Annotated in this window: 23 protein-coding genes and 1 tRNA gene; 6 read left to right on the top strand and 18 right to left on the bottom strand. The window is 62.8% G+C overall.

Annotated features, from left to right (window positions below):
• Position 1: 1 nt before the first annotated feature.
• The 5 genes from RM192_RS08430 to ahcY all read right to left on the bottom strand — a co-directional run bounded on the left by RM192_RS08430 (position 2) and on the right by ahcY (position 6,044).
• Positions 2–724, bottom strand: a complete 723-nt coding sequence (locus tag RM192_RS08430; RefSeq protein WP_311507095.1) for a nucleotidyltransferase family protein — start codon at positions 722–724, stop codon at positions 2–4.
• On the bottom strand, positions 721–1,719 hold the full coding sequence (locus tag RM192_RS08425; RefSeq protein ID WP_311507094.1) for a phosphotransferase: 999 nt from the start codon (positions 1,717–1,719) through the stop codon (positions 721–723). The genes RM192_RS08430 and RM192_RS08425 overlap by 4 nt, the downstream gene beginning before the upstream one ends.
• Positions 1,710–2,159 carry a tRNA (adenosine(37)-N6)-threonylcarbamoyltransferase complex ATPase subunit type 1 TsaE gene (gene tsaE, locus RM192_RS08420; protein WP_311507093.1) on the bottom strand — a complete coding sequence of 150 codons (450 nt, stop codon included), beginning with the start codon at positions 2,157–2,159 and terminating at the stop codon, positions 1,710–1,712. Before tsaE ends, RM192_RS08425 begins: the two co-directional genes overlap by 10 nt.
• Complete coding sequence (locus RM192_RS08415) at positions 2,156–4,504, bottom strand: PAS-domain containing protein (protein WP_311507092.1); 2,349 nt, start codon at positions 4,502–4,504, stop codon at positions 2,156–2,158. Before RM192_RS08415 ends, tsaE begins: the two co-directional genes overlap by 4 nt.
• 121 nt (positions 4,505–4,625) lie before the next feature.
• Positions 4,626–6,044 (bottom strand): adenosylhomocysteinase, encoded by a 1,419-nt coding sequence (ahcY, locus tag RM192_RS08410; protein WP_311507091.1) that lies wholly within the window; start codon positions 6,042–6,044, stop codon positions 4,626–4,628.
• A gap of 207 nt (positions 6,045–6,251) precedes the next feature.
• Here ahcY and RM192_RS08405 point away from each other — a divergent pair, with 207 nt between their 5' ends.
• On the top strand, positions 6,252–6,731 hold the full coding sequence (locus RM192_RS08405) for a peroxiredoxin (protein ID WP_311507090.1): 480 nt from the start codon (positions 6,252–6,254) through the stop codon (positions 6,729–6,731).
• 82 nt (positions 6,732–6,813) lie between these two features.
• On the opposite strand, the gene RM192_RS08400 is transcribed toward RM192_RS08405, so the two are convergent.
• From RM192_RS08400 to RM192_RS08390, 3 genes are all read right to left on the bottom strand, one after another.
• Complete coding sequence (locus tag RM192_RS08400) at positions 6,814–7,554, bottom strand: TorF family putative porin (RefSeq protein WP_311507089.1); 741 nt, start codon at positions 7,552–7,554, stop codon at positions 6,814–6,816.
• A gap of 121 nt (positions 7,555–7,675) precedes the next feature.
• Positions 7,676–8,290 carry a GTP cyclohydrolase I FolE gene (gene folE, locus RM192_RS08395; RefSeq protein WP_311507088.1) on the bottom strand — a complete coding sequence of 205 codons (615 nt, stop codon included), beginning with the start codon at positions 8,288–8,290 and terminating at the stop codon, positions 7,676–7,678.
• 32 nt (positions 8,291–8,322) lie between these two features.
• Complete coding sequence (locus RM192_RS08390; protein ID WP_311507087.1) at positions 8,323–9,834, bottom strand: phospholipase D-like domain-containing protein; 1,512 nt, start codon at positions 9,832–9,834, stop codon at positions 8,323–8,325.
• Between the two features lie 142 nt (positions 9,835–9,976).
• On the opposite strand from RM192_RS08390, the gene RM192_RS08385 reads away from it, so the two are divergent.
• A complete protein-coding gene (locus tag RM192_RS08385) occupies positions 9,977–10,726 on the top strand; it encodes a class I SAM-dependent methyltransferase (protein WP_311507086.1) in 750 nt (249 codons plus the stop codon).
• A 9-nt stretch (positions 10,727–10,735) separates the two neighbouring features.
• Here the strand turns inward: RM192_RS08385 and RM192_RS08380 are convergent, their stop codons facing one another.
• Positions 10,736–11,047, bottom strand: a complete 312-nt coding sequence (locus tag RM192_RS08380; RefSeq protein ID WP_311507085.1) for a septum formation initiator family protein — start codon at positions 11,045–11,047, stop codon at positions 10,736–10,738.
• A gap of 211 nt (positions 11,048–11,258) precedes the next feature.
• Between RM192_RS08380 and RM192_RS08375 the strand changes: the two genes are divergently transcribed.
• Entirely contained in the window at positions 11,259–12,911 is a 1,653-nt protein-coding gene (locus tag RM192_RS08375; protein WP_311507084.1) for an FAD-dependent oxidoreductase, read from the top strand.
• 48 nt (positions 12,912–12,959) lie between these two features.
• On the opposite strand, the gene RM192_RS08370 is transcribed toward RM192_RS08375, so the two are convergent.
• The 5 genes from RM192_RS08370 to grxC all read right to left on the bottom strand — a co-directional run bounded on the left by RM192_RS08370 (position 12,960) and on the right by grxC (position 15,086).
• On the bottom strand, positions 12,960–13,298 hold the full coding sequence (locus RM192_RS08370; RefSeq protein WP_311507083.1) for a hypothetical protein: 339 nt from the start codon (positions 13,296–13,298) through the stop codon (positions 12,960–12,962).
• A gap of 61 nt (positions 13,299–13,359) precedes the next feature.
• Positions 13,360–13,436: transfer RNA gene (locus RM192_RS08365), tRNA-Arg, on the bottom strand.
• A gap of 68 nt (positions 13,437–13,504) precedes the next feature.
• The gene (locus RM192_RS08360; protein WP_311507082.1) at positions 13,505–13,981 is read right to left on the bottom strand and encodes a DUF1178 family protein; all 477 of its coding nucleotides are present in this window, start codon (positions 13,979–13,981) and stop codon (positions 13,505–13,507) included.
• Entirely contained in the window at positions 13,978–14,775 is a 798-nt protein-coding gene (locus RM192_RS08355; RefSeq protein WP_311507081.1) for a carbon-nitrogen hydrolase family protein, read from the bottom strand. The genes RM192_RS08360 and RM192_RS08355 overlap by 4 nt, the downstream gene beginning before the upstream one ends.
• A 44-nt stretch (positions 14,776–14,819) precedes the next feature.
• Positions 14,820–15,086 (bottom strand): glutaredoxin 3, encoded by a 267-nt coding sequence (gene grxC, locus RM192_RS08350; protein ID WP_311507080.1) that lies wholly within the window; start codon positions 15,084–15,086, stop codon positions 14,820–14,822.
• A gap of 165 nt (positions 15,087–15,251) precedes the next feature.
• Here grxC and RM192_RS08345 point away from each other — a divergent pair, with 165 nt between their 5' ends.
• Positions 15,252–15,713, top strand: a complete 462-nt coding sequence (locus RM192_RS08345; RefSeq protein WP_311507079.1) for an Hsp20 family protein — start codon at positions 15,252–15,254, stop codon at positions 15,711–15,713.
• Positions 15,714–15,833: 120 nt separating this feature from the next.
• Positions 15,834–16,454 (top strand): energy transducer TonB, encoded by a 621-nt coding sequence (locus RM192_RS08340; protein ID WP_311507078.1) that lies wholly within the window; start codon positions 15,834–15,836, stop codon positions 16,452–16,454.
• Positions 16,455–16,460: 6 nt separating this feature from the next.
• Here the strand turns inward: RM192_RS08340 and RM192_RS08335 are convergent, their stop codons facing one another.
• From RM192_RS08335 to tpiA, 4 genes are all read right to left on the bottom strand, one after another.
• On the bottom strand, positions 16,461–17,150 hold the full coding sequence (locus tag RM192_RS08335; protein ID WP_311507077.1) for a Crp/Fnr family transcriptional regulator: 690 nt from the start codon (positions 17,148–17,150) through the stop codon (positions 16,461–16,463).
• Between the two features lie 77 nt (positions 17,151–17,227).
• Complete coding sequence (locus tag RM192_RS08330) at positions 17,228–18,856, bottom strand: CTP synthase (RefSeq protein ID WP_311507076.1); 1,629 nt, start codon at positions 18,854–18,856, stop codon at positions 17,228–17,230.
• A gap of 151 nt (positions 18,857–19,007) precedes the next feature.
• Positions 19,008–19,403, bottom strand: coding sequence for a preprotein translocase subunit SecG (gene secG / locus RM192_RS08325; RefSeq protein WP_311508595.1), 396 nt, complete (start codon positions 19,401–19,403; stop codon positions 19,008–19,010).
• A 96-nt stretch (positions 19,404–19,499) separates the two neighbouring features.
• Complete coding sequence (tpiA, locus tag RM192_RS08320; RefSeq protein WP_311507075.1) at positions 19,500–20,270, bottom strand: triose-phosphate isomerase; 771 nt, start codon at positions 20,268–20,270, stop codon at positions 19,500–19,502.
• Positions 20,271–20,547: 277 nt separating this feature from the next.
• Here tpiA and RM192_RS08315 point away from each other — a divergent pair, with 277 nt between their 5' ends.
• Complete coding sequence (locus RM192_RS08315; RefSeq protein WP_311507074.1) at positions 20,548–22,488, top strand: SurA N-terminal domain-containing protein; 1,941 nt, start codon at positions 20,548–20,550, stop codon at positions 22,486–22,488.
• The last annotated feature ends 1 nt before the right edge of the window (position 22,489 follow it).

Raw genomic sequence — 22,489 nt, 5'->3', positions numbered from 1 at the left:
ATCAATCCTGACGCAGCGCGGCTTCGGTCGGCGCAATCATCCCCGGCTCGCCCACTTCGTACCACAGGCCCAGGTGCGACGTGCCGAACAGGCGCCCTTCGGCAATGGCCCGGTCCCACAGCTTCGTGGTCGAGAACGCGCCTTCGGGCGCATCGCGCAGCAGCCGGTGCGAAACGATCTGGATGCCGCTGTAGATGAATGGCGCGATCCGCCCGGTCCGCCGCCGTGAAATCCGGCCCAGCGGGTCCATGTGGAAATCGCCCTTGCCGCGATAGTTGAAGGCCCGTGCATGCGGCACCAGCAGCAGCAGCGCGTCCATACGCTCTGCGTCCCAGTTGTCCGAGAGATGCTCGAACACGTTGCGCGGGCCATCAAGCCAGATGTTGTCGCTGTTGAGCGCAAAGAACGGGTCGCTCCCGAGCAGTGGCAATGCCTTGACCATGCCGCCACCGGTTTCGAGCAACAGGTCGCGCTCGTCAGAAATCGCCACGGAAGGCGTCTCACGGCGCGAAAGGTGCGCTTCCATCGCGTCGGCCAAATAGTGCACGTTGACCACGGCGCGTGCGACACCTGCCTCTTCGAGCTTGTCGAGGCAGTGATCGATCAGCGGCTTGTCTGCTACGCGCACCAGCGGCTTGGGCCGGGTGGCGGTGAGCGGGCGCATCCGCTTGCCAAGGCCCGCCGAGAGGACCATCGCGACGTCGCTTGCCAATGGCTTCGTCATGCCTCGAAAGTGCCACCAAGGGTTGCACGAACATCTGCCGGGATGTTTGCATCGAACCATGCGGCCACCGGTGCGAGCGCGGGGTGAGCCAGATCGCGCTCGAGCAGCGACCACACGCGCGGGATGTAATCAAGATAGCGAGGCTTGCGGTCGCGCTTCCACAACCGCACGAATATGCCCACGATCTTGGCGTTGCGCTGCGCGCCAAGGCGCGCGTAGTCGGCAAGGAAATCTTCGCCAGCAGGCGTGCCCGAGGCACCGATATGGTCGAGGTAATAGTCCAGCATCTTCGCCTCAAGCTCGGGCGAAACATCACGCCGCGCATCCTGCAACAACGAGACGAGATCGTAGGCCGGATGCCCCACCAGCGCATCCTGAAAGTCGAGCAGACCCTGCTTTTCAAGCCCGCCGATCAACATGACATTTTCGGCATGGTAATCGCGCAGCACCGTCACGCCGGGCCTCTGGCGCCCGAGCAGCGGGCTGAGCGCCTCTTCCCAGGCATTCGTCCAGCTGCGGCTGTCGACATAGAGCGCGCGCGCAGGAATGAACCAGTCGATGAACAGCCGCGCCTCACGCTGATATTCAGCCAGCGTATAGCCGGTGAATGGTCCCGGCGGCAGACCACGCAGTTTCAGCAACGCGTCGATGGCGTAGCGGTAAACCTCTTCCTCGTCCTGCGGCCAGGCGTCGAGGTACTCGCGCATCCGCACTTCGCCGAAGTCTTCCAGCAGCACGAAACCGTCGTCCGCCTGTTCGGCAAGAATGATCGGCGCACGCATGCCGTAGGATTCGAGCCATTTGGCCGAGCGGATGAACGGCTGCGGATCTTCATTCGGCGGCGGCGCATGCATCAGCATCGCGGTGCCGCTTGAACGGCGTATGCGGAAATAGCGGCGGAACGAGGCGTCCCCCGGCAAGGGCTCGATCGTCGCACCTACCCAGCCCGCCTTGTTCAGGAAAGCCTCGGTGCCCGGAGGAATGGTCAGGTCCATGAACCCCGCTCTAGCCAATCGCGGCCTGCTGACACAATGGCTTGCCGTCCGTTTTCCGTGGATTCAAGCCGGATCGAAAGACACGCGGCTTCATGCGCAAACCCGCCAGCATTTTCCGGCCACTCGGCCAGCAGAGCCGCGCCCTGCCGGTAATCGTCCAGCCCGATCTCGTCTGCCTCTGATGGGTGCTCCAGGCGGTAAAAGTCGGCGTGGACCAGCGGCAGGCGCACGGCGGGCGGATCATAGACCTCGATGATCGCAAAACTCGGGCTCGGCACTTCACCTTCATGCCCCATGCCTGCGATGATTTCGCGGGCGAGCGTGGTCTTGCCAGCGCCCAGTCCTCCCGACAGCGCCACCACATCGCCGCTCCGCAGATCGGCGGCAATACGCTGCGCGAGCTCCCGCGATGCATCGAGATCGGGCAGATCGACGATCACGGCAACACGACAATTGCGCTGGTGCCAAGCCCCGGCTCAGATATCAGTTCGAGGGTTCCTCCGTGGGCCTCGACCAACTGGCGGACCAACGGCAACCCAAGGCCCTGACGCCGCTCGACCGTACGGCCATCGGCGCTGACTTTCAGCCCCTCGAGCGCGCGGGCGAGGATCGCAGCTTCCATACCGCGCCCATTATCCGACACTACCACCTGCAGCTTCGCGCCGACCTTGCGCGATGCTTCGATCAGGATACGCCCGCCTTCGGGCGTTGCGGCAATGGCGTTATCGAGCAATTGCCCGAATGCCCGTCGCAGCCTCCTGGGATCACCGGTCACAATTCCCGCCGATTTGTCGCCGCGCAGATCAAGCGTCAACTTGCCGGCGCTCAGTCGCTCGGCACGCTCCTGAACCACCGCTGTCAGGAGCGGGAACATCTCGACCGGCTCCTGCGCCAGCGGCAGCGTCCCGGCCTCGCTCTGCGAAAGATCGAGCACGTTCTCGATCTGCTCGCCGAGCCGCTCGACCGAGGACAGGATTGCCGCGACATATTCGTTCTGCTGCTCGGTCAACTGGCCCGCCAAACCGCTCTGGAGCAGTTCGGCAAATCCGCCAATCGAGGTCAGCGGCGTGCGGAATTCGTAGCTCATGTTGGCGATGAAGCGCGTTTTCACCGCGTCCGCCTCGACCAGCGCTGCGTTGCGTTCGCGCAGGGCCGCTTCGGCCTTCTGGCTGTCGGTGATGTCGAGCACGGTCAGCATGCCATTGCCATCGGGCAGCGGTACGCCGGCCAGTGCGAGGTGGCGACCGTCCGCCAGTGTCAGGCGCCCGCTGCGCTGTTTGCGCTCCAGCGTCGCGCCCTGAATGACTTGCGCAATCGTGCCGACCTGTGCCGGGCGCTTCAATTGGCTGGCAATCTGCCCCAGCAGCACATCCGCTCGGGGGTGGGTCGCAAGGAACGCCTCTTCCAGTCCCCAATCGGCGGCAAAGCGCCTGTTCCACAGCTGCAACTTGCCATCGGGCGAGAACACCGCGAGCGATTCGAACAGATTGTCGAACGTCGCCGTCCGGGTGCGCAGCAGCGTATCGCGCGTGGCCGAAAGCTGCAGTTGCTCGGTCCGGTCCTCGAAGATCATCAGCAGTCCGCCATCAGGCATCGGCTGCCCGACAACGCGCAAATGCGTCCCATCCGAAAGGTGCCAAGGCTCTTCGACCGGCTCGCGCGCAAGGAACCAGCTTTGCCGTTCGCGCCGCCATTCGGGAAAATCGCGCACTTCAGGCAAGCGCCCGGCATCGCGCATCCGGTCGATCACACGGTCGAACGGCGGGGTATCGACCACCCAGGCCTGCGGCACCGCAAAAATGCGCAGGAACGGCTGGTTGGCGAAGACGAGGTTCCGCTTGTCGTCGAACTGCGCAATGCCCGCCGAAAGCGTATCGAGCATTTCGCGCTGGGCCTCGCGGAAGCGGCGGAACTGACGGATCAGCTCTTCCATTTCCTCGATGTCGACCGCGTATCCTGCCACGCCTTCTTCGCCCAGCGGCAGATCGGTCACGCGCAAGGCGCGGCGTTGGCCCTTTATCGTGGCGAGCAGCGAACGCTCGATCGGGACGCGGCGCGAATGGGCCTGCCGCGCGACTTGTGCCGCCGACAGCCCATCGACCGGCTCGATCAGTTCTATGCCTTGCGCGATAACCGCGTCTGCGCTGGCGGCCCCCACCGCCTTGACATAGGCGCTGTTTACGAGCCGCAGGGTGAAGTCCGGTCCCCTGAACCACATCGGCAGCGGCGCTGCTTCGATCAGGCCCGAAAGTCCGGCGAAATCCGCCTTGGCGCTGCTGGTCTCGGCGCGCAGCTTGACCAGTTCGGCCTCGCTATCGGAAAAGTCGAAGAACCATACCAGCGCCGCGCCACCGGGAGAGACCTGAGGATCGGCCAGGTGGCCATGCGCGGCAAGGCTGCGCATTCCGCCTTTGGGCGTCAGCGCCATGCGGAACGGCGTGCCGGTCTTCTGCGCGCGGCGCACCGCATCGCTCAGGCGCGAGAGTTCCACCTCGCCCAGCCCACGCTCGCCCGAATCGAGTTCCGAAAGGTAACCCGGCATCGCATCAAACCCGAGCCATCCGGCCAGCCGCGAAGGTCCTTCGATCTTGCCATCGGCGCGCACCAGCAAAGGCAGCGCAGGCGATTCGTCGATCATACGGGCAAGCCTGCGTGCCTGACGCTGAACGGCCTCGCCCCGCCTTGCCCGGCGCCGCGCATCAAGCACGAGCCAGCCCGCACCGACCGTCCACACAGCCAGCAGCAGTCCGATCAGCACCATTGCGGTCTGGTTGAGCAACGCCATCGCCCCTTCGCTATGCGCACGGGGGAGTGATTACAATGGGCGATGCAGCACGAACGGACATGAAAAGGGCGGCGAAGTTGCCCTCGCCGCCCCTTGCGCAAATATCGCAGCGATCAAACCGTCAGTAACGATAGTGATCCGGCTTGAACGGGCCTTCCGGCGTCACGCCGATATAGGCCGCCTGCTTCTCGGAAAGCTTGGTCAGCTTCACGCCAAGCTTTTCAAGATGCAGCGCCGCGACCTTCTCGTCGAGGTGCTTCGGCAACACGTAGACTTCGTTCTTGTACTGCGCCGGATTGGTGAACAGTTCGATCTGCGCCAACGTCTGGTTGGTGAAGCTGGCGCTCATCACGAAGCTGGGGTGGCCAGTGGCGCAGCCCAGGTTGACCAGTCGGCCCTTGGCGAGAACGATGATCTGCTTTCCGTCCGGGAAGGTCACCAGATCGGTGCCCGGCTTCACTTCGGTCCAGCCATAGTTGTCGAGCGCCGAGATCTGGATCTCGCTGTCGAAGTGGCCGATGTTGCAGACGATGCTCATCGGCTTCATCGCCTTCATGTGATCGGCAGTGATCACGTCGGCATTGCCGGTGGCGGTCACGAAGATGTCGGCGCGGGTCACCGCCTCGTCCATCGTCACGACTTCATAGCCTTCCATCGCCGCCTGCAGCGCGCAGATCGGATCGACTTCGGTCACCATCACGCGCGCCCCGCCGTTGCGGAGCGAAGCTGCCGAGCCCTTGCCGACATCGCCGAACCCGGCAACGCAAGCCACCTTGCCGGCCAGCATCACGTCGGTGGCGCGGCGGATCGCGTCAACCAGCGATTCCTTGCAGCCATAAAGGTTGTCGAACTTCGACTTGGTAACGCTGTCGTTCACGTTGATTGCAGGGAACGGCAGCTTGCCGTCCTTGGCGATCTGGTAAAGGCGGTGGACGCCGGTGGTCGTCTCTTCCGAAACGCCCTTTATGTGCGCGACCGATGCAGTGAGATAGCCGGGCTTGCGCTTCAGAAACGCACGCAGCGCGCGGACGAACTCGATTTCCTCGGCATTGGTCGGCTCGAACAGTTCGTCGCCCGCTTCAACACGCGCGCCCCACAGCGCGAACATCGTGGCATCGCCGCCATCGTCGAGGATCATGTTCGCGGTCTTGCCCGACCCGTCCTTGTCCCAGTCGAAGATCTCACCGACGTAATCCCAGTAATCGGCCAGGCTTTCACCCTTGATCGCGAACACCGGCACGCCCGAAGCCGCGATGGCGGCCGCTGCGTGGTCCTGCGTCGAGAAGATGTTGCAGGTCGCCCAGCGGACTTCGGCACCCAGCGCGGTCAGCGTCTCGATCAGTACGGCGGTCTGGATCGTCATGTGCAGCGAACCAGTGATGCGCGCGCCCTTCAGCGGCTGCGATGCGCCGAATTCGCTGCGCAGCGCCATGAGACCCGGCATTTCGGTTTCGGCGATCTGGATTTCGGCACGACCGAAGTCAGCCAGGCCGATATCGGCAATCACGTAGTCGGTCTTGGCGTCAATCACGCTGGCCACGAAGCATTCTCCTGAAAATCCGGTGCGCGCTGAGGCGCCATGGCGGGCGCATAGCCGGAGCGGCGGCAACGTGCAATCTTAATATAAAGAAGTCTTTATATAGCATCTCGGTAATCACACTGCACTTGCCCCGTTGCACCTTGGGGAGCGCCCCCTATATCCCTTCCGCAACATCTGCCCGCCGGGCCTAAGGAAAGGAATTTTGGGATGACTATCGCTGTTGGAGACAAGCTTCCCGACGTGAAGATCGTGAAAGCCACCGCCGAAGGCAACGAAGCGGTCCAGTCGACCGATTTCTTCAAGGGCAAGAAGGTCGCCCTGTTCTCGGTGCCGGGCGCCTTCACGCCGACCTGCTCGGCCAAGCATCTGCCGGGCTATGTCGACAAGGCTGCCGATCTCAAGGCCAAGGGCATCGACGAAATCGCCTGCACCGCCGTCAACGATCCCTTCGTGATGAAGGCTTGGGGCGCTGCCAGCGGCTCGGACGACGTGACCATGCTTGCTGACGGCAATGGCGATCTTGCCGAAGCACTCGGCCTTACCATGGACGGTTCGGGCTTCGGCCTTGGCAAGCGCGGCCAGCGTTTCTCGATGGTCGTCAACGACGGCGTCGTCGAACAGCTGTTCGTAGAAGCACCGGGCGACTTCAAGGTCAGCTCGGCCGAGCACATGCTCGACAACATCTGATAGAGCGTTGGCGCCCCCGCGTAAGTGGGGGCCACAGGCCGGATTGATAAAGGCCCCTGCGACAAACGCGGGGGCCTTTTCGTCAGAACGAAAGCCGCACCCTGCCGACCACGCGGTCGCCAGCATGTCTCAGATCGGCAAAGGGCGAGGTGACGACCCGTGACGTGTCGATGTCCGTGCCGAGATAATCGACCCCTACGGTGAACGGAAACTGGTTGTATTCCAGCCCGACCTTCCAGTCGGTATAGTCGCCCGCAGGGCGCAGCCGCGCCGAACGGGCCTCCTTGGTGTCGCCCGTCGTGCGGCCAACCGATGCTGCGACGGTGACCGGAAACGCTGGAATTCCGGCGAGTGCAGTGGCGCGCAGATAGAGATTGTCGCCGCCGATGGCGTCCTGGCTCGGTGCGTAGAAAGCCCCTGCTCCCACCTGCAGCGGCCCGATCGTATAGCTCCCGCCAAGCCGGACTTCGGCGTAGTTCATGTTTGAATCGGCACCGCCGAACACGTGGCCAATTGCCTCGGTGCGCAGCGTGAAACCGCTTACGTCCCAGTCTTTGCCAATGACAAGATCGGCGACGACATCGGCATTTGCATGACGGTAGGACATACGCAGCGCCGAGAAACGCACTGCTGCATCGACCCCGGCAAAACCGGCGCTGGCATCGGCTGAGGCGGATACCTCACCATCGCTCCAACTCAGCCCGCGCCGCACTTCGTCGGTGGTCACCTCCATGCCCGCATCAATGGATTGGGCGTGGACGACAGCAGCACCACTCAACAAAGCAGGAAGCAGGGCGGTCAAGCGCAACAGGTTCAAATTCATCGCAAATCCGTACCACTGAATATCATGCTTGCGATCTGACGGGGGCCGTTCGGTATGACAAGCCCCACGTTGCACATCTGCATGGTCAACCGCACGGTCCGTGCTGTCAACTTGACTGGCTTCAGTAGCCCATCAGGCTGAGCACTTCCTTGCGGCTGCGGGTATCTTCAAGAAACGTGCCCATCATCCGGCTTGTCACCATCCCGACGCCCGGCGTGCGCACGCCGCGCGCGGTCATGCAGGCGTGGCTGGCCTCGATCACCACCGCAACGCCGTGCGGCCGCAGTTTGTCCCAGATGCACTGCGCAACCTCTGCGGTCAGCCGTTCCTGAATCTGCAACCGCCGCGCAAAGCCATGCAGAACCCGCGCCAGCTTGGAGATGCCGACGACCTTATCGCGCGGAAGATAGGCAATCGCTGCCTTGCCGATGATCGGCGCCATGTGGTGTTCGCAGTGCGATTGGAACGGAATGTCCTTGAGCAACACGATCTCGTCGTAGCCGCCGACTTCCTCGAACTGCCGTTCAAGATGAATGGCCGGATCCTCGCCATAGCCGAGGCAATATTCCTTCCACGCCCGCGCCACGCGTTTGGGCGTATCGAGCAATCCCTCGCGCGACGGATCGTCGCCCGACCAGCGGATCAGCGTACGGATCGCGTCCTGCACGTCTTCGGGCACCGGCACCTTGCCGCGAGCAAGGTCGTCATCGTCTTCAGGCCCAGCCACACCGCTCATCGCATTCCCTCACGCAACCTGACCGGCCGCATCTACTTCTGCGGCCGCCGCAAAATGCGGCTCTTGAACAGACCCCGCCGATAGAAGGAGAGCATTTCCTCCGGCCGTTCAGGGTCGAGCACTTCATTGTCGGCCACCGCCTTTTCCGCATCGCTCAAGTCACGAGGCACAAAAGGCGTCAGCCGCTTTCCCTGCTGTGGCGCTGCCGCAATCGCTGCGGCCATGGAGCCATGCTGGTCGAGCAGTTCCGCTACCCGGTCGGGCGCGATACCGCAATGCTCTGCCAGAAGTGAAATACGCAAGTCACGGATGGTGTTGCCGCAATGACCGTTCGCAGGGCGGGCGCAATCGATGAACACATCGCACTCGCTATCGAGACCCATCGAACGGTTGTTGAGGTTGGCCGAGCCAATGCGCAGGATCTCGTCGTCGACGATTGTCAGCTTGGAATGGACGTAGATCGGCTTTCCGCCCTTCGTCACAGGATGCCACACCGAGAAGCGAGCCTTGTGATCGACCAGTTCGATTGACCGGACAAGCCGAACCCGCGCCCCATCCATCGCAGTCTGTTCCAGCCACCCATCCGAGCTTTCGGGATTGATCAGCACCACCTCGGGCGGATCGCGTTCGCCCATGCGCAGAGCAATCGCCTCGGCGATCTTGCGCGAGGCAAAGTATTGGTTCTCGAAATAGATGAACTTCTTCGCCCGAGCGATATGCTCAATGAACAACGCCTCGATCTCGCGGATTTCCCCGGCATTGGCATATTGCGACCGTGTTCGGGCAATGCCGATCTCGACTTCGGTGAACTCCGCCTCGAGCCGCGGCGGCCACGGCGTATGCTCCTGCGGCTTGCACGGCGCCATCGGCGGCCCTCCCGCCTGCTGCCAGCGCGTGCGCCCAAAATCGCCCAGCAATTTCGCCGCCTCGCCCTCGAGCAGCATCGTGCAATCGTGCCATGGCCCATAGAGCTTGCCTCCGGGCCGCCTGCGCCGCTTGTCGTCATCCAGATGCTCGCGCGTGTCCCAACGGTCGCCAGCCATGTCGATCCCGCCACACACCGCAAAGCGGTCATCTATCACCACGATCTTCTGATGATGGCTGCAGCCCAGCGGATGCGCGCTATCCAGTTTGAAATCGATCCTGGGATGGCGGAACCAGCGCACCAGGTCGAGCATCATCGACCCGCGAAAGAAGGCCTTGAGAGCGCCGAAGTTCCACTTGAGCACGCGCACTTCCAGCGTCCGGCGCCGATTGGCAAGCCAGACCACAAACGCCCCGAGGCGCGCAGGCGAAACCCGCTTGCGGGGCACGTTCCACCACCGCCGCCCGCCGCCAATCAGAATGCGCGTATCAAAGTCCCACCCGATCAGCAGGATACGCTGCTCGGCGCGCAGCATCGCCTCGCGCATGAGTGAAAAGTAGTCTGCTGCATCGATCACCGCATGAGCACGGCTCGCCTTCGCAAAGCGCCAGACCGAGGCCGACTCCCCGTTATGATCGGCGCAGACCGGGTCTTGCGGGACAGTACCGGGGTCGGTCATCGCCATGTCGTTCCTGCAAGGGCAATGCTCAGGCAAATGCGCTGATTTCCCATCATCATTCTGAAGCCTGCCCCCGACCTTGTGGATCTTTTTTTCTCGTAATGGCTTTACCATGGCGCGAAACGCTTGCACGCATTTGCGCATGGCGGACGAAAATATGTTCACTTCAGCGTTACGCGCAGGGCTGCGGGCGGTTCCCCCGATCCGGACGGCCGTGCGCAGCTTGCGCGATTTTGCCAACCGCGAGAGCCGGGCACTGGTCCGGATGTATCGCCGCCACGGTGACCAGGTCCTCCAGCCCTACCCGACCACGTTCGAAGACCGTTACCCCGCAGTTTTCGGTGCCTTGGCGAGCCGTCTCTCCCACATTTCAGAGCCGCTGATCCTCTCCTACGGATGCTCGGACGGCAGCGAAGTGCGCAGCCTGCGCCGCTGGTTCCCGCACGCAAAAATCGTCGGCCTCGATCCCAACGCCCTGATGATTGCCAAGGCACGCGATCACCTGTCACTCCATCCCGACCCCGGCATCAGTTACGTGGAGGCAAGTTCACCCAATTCGCTCGGCGACGTGCAGTTTGATGCGATCCTGGCCATGGCCGTCTTCCGTCATGGCGAACTCGAGCGCACACTCCCTGCATCATGCGCGACGATCCTGCCGTTTGACCGCTTTGCCCGCGCCGTCGAAGCATTGGACCGCCACCTCAAGCCGGGGGGCTGGCTCTCGGTCTGGAACGCCCATTTCCGCTTCGCCGATACACAGACGGCACAGAACTATGACGCTCACGCTCTCGAATATTCAAGAGGCGAACCGCAGACGCTGTTCTACGGACCAGATAACAGGCGGATAGACGGCGTGGAATACGCCGACATCCTCTTCCGCAAACGTGGTTAGGACCAGGACCTAAGGCCTGACCGAAATCACCAGTTCGTCAGGATGAGCGACGTTGAGGTTGCTGCGCAGAAGTTCACCGACAAGGTCCGGATCGGCATGACGCGGATCGAGCAGGGCGACGCGGTTCTTGAGCTGATCCCGCTCGTGCGAGAGCTTTGCGATTTCGCTTTCGCGCTGTTCCAGCAGGCGGGCATTCTCACCCCATGCCAGCAGGCCGCTTGGCCCGGCAACGCCGATAGCGCCAAGCACCAGCAGTGCAACCAGCGCAAGCGACTGGGTCAGGCTGTCTTTCGGTAGCAAGGCGACGCGGCGTGTCTGCATTTTGTCACTGAATCATAATTCCCGTGCCGATTCAAGCCGCAATGACCGCAATATGCAGAATTACCCTCGCGCCCAGGATGCAACCCAACCTGATACTAGTCAGAATGGCCGTTACTCCGCTCATGACCATACAACGATCACAAGCAAGCTGGAGACGGTCAATCCGATTGCCCTGACCGCCGGCACAAAAATCGCACAAAGGAAGCGGATGATGACGGAACACCAAAACTGGGATCTGGAGGCCGACGTCGTCGTCCTCGGCTCTGGCGGCGCGGCCATGACCGCTGCCATCACCGCGCATGATTTCGGCGCGAAGGACGTTGTCATTCTGGAGAAGTCCGGAATGGTTGGCGGCACTACCGCGATGTCGGGCGGCATGCTGTGGGTGCCGAACAACCATCACCAGCACGAAGCTGGAATTGCGGACAGCGACGAAGACATCGTGAGTTATCTCGACTCGCTTTCACCAGGGCAGCTTGATCCGGAAACCTTGTGGGCATTCATGCAGACCGGCCCGGAGATGGTTCGATATCTTGCCGAAAAAACCCCGGTCCGTCTTCGTGCTTTCGCCGACTTCCCCGATTATCAGCCCTACTCTCCCGGCGCCAAGCCCGACGGCGGACGCTCGCTCGACAATGAGGCATTTTCTTTCGAGCTGCTTGGCAAGTGGGCATCGCGGGTAAATCCGAGCAAGATGGCCTATCCGCTACGTGGCAGTCTGATCGAAGCGACGAGAGGCACGCTTGATGAGGCGACTTTGGCAGAACGTGAGCGCGGAGATTACCGAGGCCTTGGCCAAGCGCTTGCCGGTGCCCTGTTCAAGGCTGTTGTCGATCGCAACATTCCCGTCGAATTCGAAAAGCGCGCCCGAAAGCTGGTGAAGGACGGGGACCGGGTCATTGGCGTTGTCGCGGAAGACGCCAATAATCGCGAATTCCGGGTTCGTGCCCGCCGGGGCGTGGTGATCGCGACGGGCGGCTTCGAATGGAACGAAGCATTGGTCAAGACCTTCCTTCGCGGTCCGATGACCGGGCCGGTCAGTGTCCCCGAGAACGAGGGCGACGGCCTTTTGATGGCGATCGAGGCCGGTGCCCAACTCGGCAACATGCAGAATGCCTTCTGGCAGCAGAGCGTGCTCGAAATGAAGCCGCAGCACCGGGCAGCAAAGCCAAACTACCTCCTTGGTTCTGACGAACGCGCCCGCCCCGGCGCGATCCTCGTCAACAGCGCAGGAAAGCGCTTCGTCAACGAGGCCGCCAACTACAATGCAATGGGCAAGGCCGTCGTTGCATTTGATGCAGGTGGGCACACTTATGCGAACCTGCCTTACTGGCTGATCATCGACCAGCGCTACAAGGACAAGTATCCCACTTTCACCTCGGCGCCGCGCACACCAATTCCCTCGTACATGATTGTGGCCGAAACACTTGAGGAATTGGCAACCAAGGCCGGCATTGACGCCGCAGGCCTGACTGCCACCGTGGCGCGCTTTAACGAAATGGTCCGCAACGGCCTTGATGCAGACTTCAACCGCGGCGAGAACACTTACGACAATTTCTACATGTGGGGCGATATGGATTTCGAGCCACCCTACCGAACCCTCGGTTTGATCGACCAAGGCCCTTACTACGCGGTCAAGATGGAGTCAGGCGCACTTGGCACCTCAGGCGGCCCGAAGACCAACTCCGACGGCCAAGTGGTCAACTGGAACGGCGATGCCATTCCCGGCCTCTATGCAGCGGGCAATGCGATGGCTGCCGTGCTGGGCGAAGTCTATGGCGGCGCGGGTGGCACGCTCGGGCCTGGCATGACCTTCGGCTACATCGCCGGGCGCCACCTTGGCACGCACATCTCCAACCACTGATGCCTGAAAGCTCTTCGTCGTGCCCGGAAGACCGGCACGACGAAGTCGTCAGCGCTGCTTCTTGGCAATTGTCGCGGTAAAATCGGGGTCCTTGTTCGCCACCCAGTCGACGAACTTGCGCACCGCCGGATTGTCCAGCAGCCCCTCCACATTCATGCCGTGGCGCTGCAATTCCGAATTGGTGAAATTGACGATCAGCGTCTGCTGGCAGATCGGATGCATTGGCACCGTATCACGCCCACCCCGGCTTTTCGGCACAGGGTGATGCAGCACCACGGTCTTGCCGGTAGGCCGTCCACATAGCCAGCACGGAACTACCGGCACCGGAGCGTCGTCTTCGGCTTCCGGTTCGGGATAGGGTCCGTGCTTGGGATGCTTGCGCGCCATTGGTATGCCCGATTTGCCTTGAGCCAGAATGCCCGGACTTCAGGACAGCTCTGCATGAAAATGGTGCGCCCGACGGGATTCGAACCCATGGCCCCCAGATTAGGAATCTGGTGCTCTATCCTGCTGAGCTACGGGCGCCCCTGCGTTTCCTTTAGGCAGGGCGTGCGGCGCTGGCAACGCGCTTTTGCCAGTCTGGCCGCGTGCGGTCAGTTGGCTTCCTCGGGCGGCACGACCGGGACCAGCACAGGTGCTACCGGGATACCTTCCTCCACCAGTTCACGCGCTTCGCTGAGCGTCGTGCGGCCGTGGATCGGGCCCACGACTTTCTCACCATAATGCATCGCGCGGGCGTCGTCCGCAAACTTGTCGCCGACCCAGGTCGAAGTCTTGAGCGTTTCGGCCTGCATCGCCGCCACGGCCTTGAGCATGGCCACGGCTTCTGGCGGAAGCGGCATATTCGCCACCGGCTGCGGCGAAGCGTCGGCTTTGCTTGCCGGGACAACCGCCTGATTGCCCTTGCGCCCGACGTTCGGCGCCATCACTGCCTTGCCGACCTGTGCCGATCCGCATGACGGGCAGGTCATCAGCCCCCGCGCGCACTGATCCTCATAGTCCTGCGACGAGCCGAACCATCCTTCGAAACGATGCCCCAGCGGCTCACATTGCAGATCGAAGACAATCATGACGCCGATCTAGGGATTTCGCGCTTGTTGGCAAGGCTGGGCAGTTGCGCGCGAACTTCCGCCGTGCGTGCAGGGTCGATCATCGCAAAGCCAAGCCCACTGCCCTCGCCCATATCCAGCACCACATCACCCCAAGGGTCGATCACAGTCGAATGCCCGTACGTCTCGCGTCCGTCCTCATGCCGACCGCCCTGAGCGGCGGAAATAACCCATGCGCTCGCCTCAACCGCGCGAGTGCGCTGCATCAGGTGCCAGTGCGCCTTTCCGGTCGGCACGGTAAAGGCTGCCGGAATGCGCATCGCATCGCACCGCAAGCGCCCTAGTTCCTCGAACAAAGCCGGGAACCGCACATCGTAGCAGATCGCAAGGCCCAGCCTGCCGAGCGGCGTCTCCACCGTCACGACATGGTCGCCCGGCGTATAGGCCGCCGATTCCCGCCAGGTCTCGCCGGTCGCCAGATCGACATCGAACATGTGGATCTTGTCATAGCGCGCGGCGATTTCGCCGCCAGCGTCGATCACGAAGCCGCGATTGGCCCACTTGCCATCGTCACGCAAAATGGCGAGCGAACCAAGGTCGATCCACAACCCCAGTTCCCGCGCCACATCGCGCGCCGCTGCCAGCACCGGGTTGTCCGCCTCAGCCACGATATTGGCCGTGGCGCGGCCGCGATCCCGGTCGAGCAGCCCGCACATCTCGGGCGTGAACAGCATCGCCGCGCCCTCGCTCGCAGCCCTGCGTGCCGCTCCGACAATCGCGGCGGCATTGGCCTGCGGGCTGGTCCCGCTGGTCATCTGGAACAGCGCGATCTTAACCGGAGCGCGCGGCAAGCCCTCGGTCACAGGCCGAGCATCGCGTCCAGTTTGCCCTGCGCGTTGAGCGCGGCAAGGTCATCCGAACCACCGACGGCAGCCCCGCCGATGAAGATCTGCGGGACGGTCGAGGCACCGGGCGCCCGCTCGACCATCTCGGCCCGCTTCGGCCCGCCCATCGTGATGTCGTATTCCTCGAAAGCGACACCCTTGCTTTCGAGCAGCGCCTTGGCGCGCGAGCAATAGGGGCAGCCCCACTTGGTGTAGATTTCAACCTTGGGCGTGTCTGACATGCGTACCTCGATCAGGGGGTCTTGAAATGCGAAAATCGCTAACACACATGGGGTGAAGTGTCATGCGCCGCAAGTGCGGGCGTGACCATCAACCGCCGATGCAGGCGCCGGGCTGCCGGGTCTGCAAAGGCAAGTGCAGATTGCTCATAGTTTGAGGATATTGCCATGAACCGTATGGACTTCACCCCCTACCGCCGCACCACCGTCGGGTTCGACCGCCTGTTCGACCTGCTCGAACGCCAGGCCCGCGCCAATGCAGGCGACAATTATCCGCCCTTCAACATCGAGCGCAGCAGCGAGGATGCGTACCGCATCACGCTGGCCGTCGCCGGGTTCAAGGCCGAGGACATCGACATCACCGCGCAGCAGAACCTGCTCGTGGTCAAGGGTGCCAAGCCTGAACCGCAGGAACGCGAATACCTCCACGTCGGCATCGCCAACCGCGGTTTCGAACGCCGCTTCGAACTGGCCGACTTCGTCCGCGTCGAAGCCGCCGACCTCGCCGACGGCCTCCTGATGATCGACCTCGTGCGCGAAGTGCCCGAAGCGATGAAGCCCAAGAAGGTGCTGATCGGCGGGCAAAACCAGCTCAAAGTCATCGAAGGCGACAACACCGCCGCTGCTTGAGCGGTAGTTGAATGAAGCGAAGGGCGGGCCAGCAATGGCTCGCCCTTTTTGTTCGGTCAACATTGATCCCGCCGATGCACATCGATACCCTACATATCATCGCAGGATGGAAAATCACCGATGAGCATGATTATTATTGCGGCTCTGGCAGCAGCCAGCAGCGCGCTGACCAGTCCTGACATATCAAAGATCATGTCGTTCGGCGACTATCCGCAGTGGGCGTTGCGCAAGAACGAATCCGCCGCGGCAAAGATCGAATTTTTTGTCGATCGCGATGGCAAGCCACGAGGATGCACGGTCGTAGCGCATATCGGGTCACAGCAATTGGCGCAGGAAATCTGCGGCTTAGTGTCGAAGAGAACATATCCGCCAGCCAAGCTTGCGGATGGCACGCAAACTCTGGGATTTGTGCGAACAATAGTAAGCTTCTACATCCCAGGTGCCGCGGGTGCGAATGACGTGGCCAGGGCGCGGATGCCTGCCGACCTCGAATTCAACGTCAAGACATCATTACTGAAAGCGGAAAGTGCGGAAAGATATTTGACGTTGCAGGTCGCTCCGGATGGCACGGTCCAGGATTGCGTGCCGAAACGTGCCTACAAAGAATCTCGTGTGGGCGATGAATGGGCCAAATTTTGCGAAAACCGTTCGTTGCTTTTGCAGCCGGTGAGACTTGACCGAGTGGGCCAACCAGCCACCTATGTCACTGACATCAAGATAGCCATCATCCCTGAAGGCTAATCCGCCTCACCACGCCTCAGCCACATCAACCAGCGCTTCGCGGTCGAGGATCGTCACCCTCCCGCTGGTGAGCGCCACGATCCCATTATCGACCCACGCCGAAAGCTGGCGGTTGATCTGCTCGCGCGACATCCCTGCGAAATTGCCGAGTTCGCCCTGGCTCAGCGCAATCTTGAGCTGGTTTCCGGCTTCGGAATTGTCGCCCATCATCAGGCGCAGCAGGAACCGCGCCAGCCTTGGCCCGGAAGTGTAGGCGCGGTCGGCCTCGATCACCGCGTTGTTCTGGCGCAGCCGCCGCGCCATCGCCTTCAGCAAGCGCATCGACAGGCCCTGATGCTTCTCGATGATGTCGGCAAAGGCGCTGCGCGTCAGGATCAGCGCCTCGACCGGCTCGATCGCCTCGACCGAGGCCGTGCGGTCCCCGCCATCGAGAAACGCGATCTCGCCCAGCACATGCCCCGGTTCTGCATAGTCGAGAATGATCTCGCGCCCGTTGGCGGCGACCATGCTGACACGCGCGAGGCCCTTGAGCACGATGAAGAGGGTCTTGCCCACTTCACCCTGCGCCATCAGTTCCTGGCCGGGCTTGTAGGCCCTGACCTGCCCGCGCGCGATGATGTCCGACAGCTCTGCCTGCTCGCAATCCGCGAACAGGCTTTGCGCCGTTAGAGCCTCGGCAAGCTTCGCCGCGTCCATTCTGTCATCGCCCCCAAATCGCCGAACTTGCGTTACCGGCGCAAATAATCAGGGAAATGCCGCGCTGACCAGCCCCTTTAGACGAGACGCGCCTGCTTGACCGCCGCTGCAATGAACCCGCTGAACAGCGGATGGGCGTCGAACGGGCGGCTCTTGAGTTCGGGGTGGAACTGCACGCCGATGAACCAAGGATGGTCGGGCCGCTCGACGATTTCGGGCAGCAGGCCATCGGGTGACATGCCGGAGAACACCAAACCGCCTTTTTCGAGCCGATCCTTGTAGGCGACATTGACTTCGTAACGGTGCCGATGGCGCTCACTGATCGTGGTTTCGCCATAGACGTTTGCCACATGGCTGTTCCCGGTCAGTTGCGCCTCATAGGCTCCAAGCCGCATCGTGCCGCCAAGATCGCCGCCCTCGGAGCGCTTTTCCAGCCCCTCCTCGGTCATCCATTCGGTGATGATACCGACAACCGGCTCGTCAGTCGGGCCGAATTCGGTCGAGGACGCTCCGGCGATTCCCGCAGTATTCCGCGCGCCCTCGATGCAGGCCATCTGCATCCCAAGGCAAATGCCGAAGAACGGCACCTTGCGCTCGCGAGCAAACCGCACCGAGGCAATCTTGCCTTCGGTCCCGCGCTCACCGAAACCGCCCGGCACCAGAATGCCGTGCATCGGTTCGAGATAAGCGGCGATCTCGTCGTCATCCTTCTCGAACAGCTCCGCGTCCAGCCACTTGATATTGACCTTCACGCGGTTTGCCATACCGCCATGCGCCAGCGCTTCGTTGAGCGACTTGTAGGCGTCCTGCAGGCCGACATACTTGCCGACCACGCCGATCGTCACTTCGCCTTCCGGGTTCTGGTAGCGGTCGACGATGTCGTCCCACACGGCAAGTTCCGGCTCGGGCGCGGTCAGTCCGAAGTGGCGCAGCACTTCATTGTCGAGGCCTTCGGCGTGATACTGCAACGGCACGGCATAGATGCTCGATGCATCAAGCGCCGGGATCACCGCCGATTTGCGAACGTTGCAGAACTGCGCGATCTTGGCCCGCTCGTTATCGGGCAATGGCTTTTCGCAGCGGCAAAGCAGAATGTCGGGCTGAATGCCAAGACCGGTCAATTCGCGCACCGAATGCTGGGTCGGCTTGGTTTTAAGCTCGCCCGCCGCCGCGATGTACGGCACCAGCGTCACGTGGACGAAGCAGGTCTCGTCGCGCATTTCGTTGTGCAACTGGCGCAGCGCTTCAATGAACGGCAGGCCTTCGATGTCGCCGACAGTGCCGCCGATTTCGCACAGCACGAAGTCGAGGTCTTCGGTCTCGGCCTGCGCGAATTCCTTGATCGCGTCGGTCACGTGCGGAATAACCTGCACGGTCGCACCAAGGTAGTCGCCGCGGCGCTCCTTGGTGATGATGTCGCGGTAAATTCGGCCCGAGGTGATGTTGTCGGCCTGCCGTGCCGATACGCCAGTGAAGCGCTCATAATGACCAAGGTCGAGGTCGGTTTCCGCCCCGTCATCGGTCACATAGACTTCGCCGTGCTGATAGGGGCTCATAGTCCCCGGATCGACGTTCAGATAAGGGTCGAACTTGCGGATACGCACGCGAAAGCCGCGAGCCTGCAACAGAGCCGCGAGGCTCGCCGCCATGAGTCCCTTGCCGAGCGAGGAGACCACGCCGCCGGTGATGAAAATGTACCGCGCCATGGGAATTGGGCCTTAGCGTCATAAGTTGCAAACGTGCAAGCGGTTGCCGCTGTAATCTTCGCGGCAATCCACAGGCATGGATCGGGAACAACGCGAAAGCCACCCCGCGACCCCATGGCAGCGAGGCGGCATTACCGCATTGCAAGGTGTCTTACTGGCCGGCCGCGCCGCTCAGTGGATCATTGGCCGGAGCCGGTGCCTGCTGCGGGGCGGGCGCAGCGGCAGGTGCGGGAGCACCTTGCGCTGGTGCCAGCGGATCGGCAGCCGGGGCATTCTGCACCGGTGTCGTGCGCTGGAGCGACGTATCGATTTCCCGGCTCGAGGTCGTGCTGACCGCAAGCGCGGCAAGCGCGATGCTCAACACCACGAACAGCGTTGCCAGAACAGTCGTCGCCCGAGTCATGAAATCGGCAGCGCCGCGTGCCGACATGAAGCCCGCCGGGCTGCCGCCAACACCAAGGCCGCCGCCTTCGGACTTCTGCATGAGGATCGTGATCACCAGCAGGGATGCAACGATCGCCTGGACGACGGTCAGGAAAATGAACAGCGACATGAATCTCTACCCTTGGCGCGAAGCCGCGCTGGAACTCGCGCCATGTAGGCGCGAGAGCGCATTGGCGCAACCCGTCAGGAAATCAGGCAATCAGGCTTCGCCGCTGCCCGCAGCTGCAATGATCGGCAGAAAGGCATCGGCGGTCAGGCTTGCGCCGCCGACCAATGCGCCGCTCACGCCCTCGGCCGCAAGCAGTTCGCCCGCGTTTCCGGCATTGACCGAACCGCCATAAAGAATGCGGACCTTTTCGCCCGCTTCCCCGTAAAGTGCGGTCAGGCGCTCGCGGATCGCGGCATGCATCGCCACAACGTCCTCAACCGCGGCGACGCGGCCCGTCCCAATCGCCCAGACCGGCTCGTAAGCCACGGCCACCTTGCCCAGCGCCACCGCATCAGCGGCGCCATCGGCCACAGGGAGCGAGCCGTCGACCTGGCCGGAAACGACTTTCACGGCCTTTCCGGCATCGCGTTCGGCCAGTGTCTCGCCAACGCAGACAATCACGCCCAGGCCAGCAGCAATCGCCGCCTCGGCCTTGGCGCGAACCAGTGCATCACCCTCGCCGTGATCCTTGCGGCGCTCGCTGTGCCCGAGAATCACGAAGTCCGCGCCGGCATCGACCAGCATCGCGCCCGAAACGTCGCCGGTATGAGCGCCCTTGACCTCGGCGTGGCAATCCTGCCCGCCCACGCCCATGGCCGTCACCGCCTCGCGCAGCGCACCGATCAACGTGAACGGCGGCGCAAGCGCCACCTGCACATCCGGATAGCGTCCGGCGGCACGATCGATCGCGCGAGCTTCAGACAGCATGGCGCGGCTGCCATTCATCTTCCAGTTGCCCACGATGTAAGGACGATGCGGCATGATTGGCCAATTCCCCTGAATAGTCTCGATGCAATCGATATTTATACCTACCGACGCATCCTGAGTCGCCGGGCGGCTATCAAACCTGCACTGATTCTGCAAAACGCCTGATCGCAATTCGGGCAAAAACACCATTTCGGATAGGCCGGAATGTCTGTTCTCAGCCGCAGCTGCGCGATGGCGGGCATTGCGAGAAACACGAATGCCTCCTAAGGCATCGGCGAAATTCCATAAGGGCACGTTCGCGCGCCCAGACTGACGAGACGAACACCCGCAAATGCTCGGCTTCTTCCGCTCCTTTCTCAAGTCCCGCGTCGGCGTTGCCATCGCGCTCCTCTTCCTCGGCCTGATCGCGCTCGCATTTGCCAGCGCCGATGTCACCGGCAGCGGCTTTGGCGGCATCGCCGGGGGCGACCGTGCGGCCAAGGTGGGGTCGGCTCGCATCGGCACCGCGGAACTGGCCAAGGCGCTCACTTCCGCGTTCGAGCAGCAGCGCCAGAAGTCGCCCGGCTTGACGATGAAGCAGTTCCTCGACGGCGGCGGCATGGACGGCGTGCTTGACGACATGATCGATCGCGTCGCGCTGGCCGAATGGGGCAAGAAGCACGGCCTCGCCGTAAGCGACCGCCTTGTCGACAGCGAGATCGTCAAGATCGGCGCGTTCCAGGGGCCGGACGGCAAGTTCAGCCAGTCCGCTTACGACCAGCTCCTCGCCCAGCGCGGCCTGACCGACAAGGAAGTGCGCAAGGACCTTGCGCAGGGACTGATGGCGCGTCAGCTTCTCCTCCCGGTAGCGTTCGGCGCGCAGATGCCCACAGAAGCCGTGGTGCGTTACGCCTCGCTCCTCACCGAACAGCGCAGCGGCACGATTGTCTCGGTGCCCTCGCTGGCCTTCGCGCCCAAGGACGGCCCTGATGCAAACACGGTCGCCGCGTTCTATACGTCGAACAAGACCCGCTACATGCAGCCCGAGCGCCGCACCATCCGCTATGCGCTGGTGAACGAGGCCAACCTCAAATCCGTCCCCGCGCCAACCGACGCCGAAGTCGCCAACCGCTACAAGCTCAACAGCGCAGTCTATGCGGCCAGCGAGCAGCGCACCGTCACGCAAGTGATCGTGCCGACCGAAGCCGCCGCCCGCGCGCTCGCTGCCGAAGTCGGCAAGGGCGGTTCGCTCGATGCTGCCGCGCGCGCAAAGGGCCTCGTCGCCAGCAAGCTGACCGACCTCAGCCGCGAAGCGCTGACGGGCCAGACCGCCAAGGCCGTTGCCGATGCCGCCTTCGCTGCCGCACCGGGCACGCTCGCCGCGCCCGCAAAGTCGGGCCTTGGCTGGCACGTGATCAAGGTTGACGCCGTCAACCGGAATCCCGGCAAGACGCTCGATCAGGCCCGCGCAGAAATAGTCGCCGCAATTACGCTCGAAAAGCGCCGCACCGCGCTGTCCGACCTTGCCGCCAAGGTTGAAGAGGAAGTCGACAATGGCACCGGACTTGCCGATATCGCCAAGTCGCTCGGCCTGACCATCGCCTCCACGCAGCCGCTGCTCGCCAATGGAACCGTGTTCGGCAAGGCGGCCGAGAAGGCCTCCGCCGAAGTCGCGCCACTGGTGCAGGCCGCCTTCGCCATGGAGCGCGAAGGCGAACCGCAGCTTGCCGAAATCAAGCCCGGCGAAGTCTTCGCCATCTACGACGTTGGCCAGTTGACCGCCTCGACGCCAGCTCCGCTCGACCAGATCAAGGACGTGGTCACACGCGACTGGGCGCTCGATCAGGGTTCCGCCAAGGCCAAGGCTGCGGCTGACAAGATCCTCGCCGCGCTGAACAAGGGCACACCGCTCGCCGATGCGATCAAGCTCGCAGGCGTTGCCCTGCCCGCTCCGCAGCCGGTCGCCATGGGCCGCCAGCAGCTTTCCGCGATGCAAGGGCAGGTTCCCCCGCCGCTGGCGCTGCTCTTCGCCATGGCCGAAGGCACCAACAAGCGTCTCGAAGGCCCCAACAAGGCTGGCTGGTACGTGGTTGCGCTGAAAGACATTATCCCCGGTGATATCAAGCGCGGCGATGCCGTACTGGCACAGGCCTCGCGCGAATTCAGCACGGTCACCGGCAATGAATACGCCGAATCGCTGCGCCGCGCGATCCGCAACGATGTCGGCGTCGAGCGCAACGAGGCCGCAATCAAGGCGGTCCGCAACCAGCTGACCGGCACCAGCGCCCAGTAAG

This window comes from Novosphingobium sp. MMS21-SN21R (assembly GCF_031846015.1).
GTDB lineage: Bacteria > Pseudomonadota > Alphaproteobacteria > Sphingomonadales > Sphingomonadaceae > Novosphingobium.
Note: the sequence above shows the minus strand (reverse complement) of the source record. Positions and strands in the feature narration are given on the sequence as shown.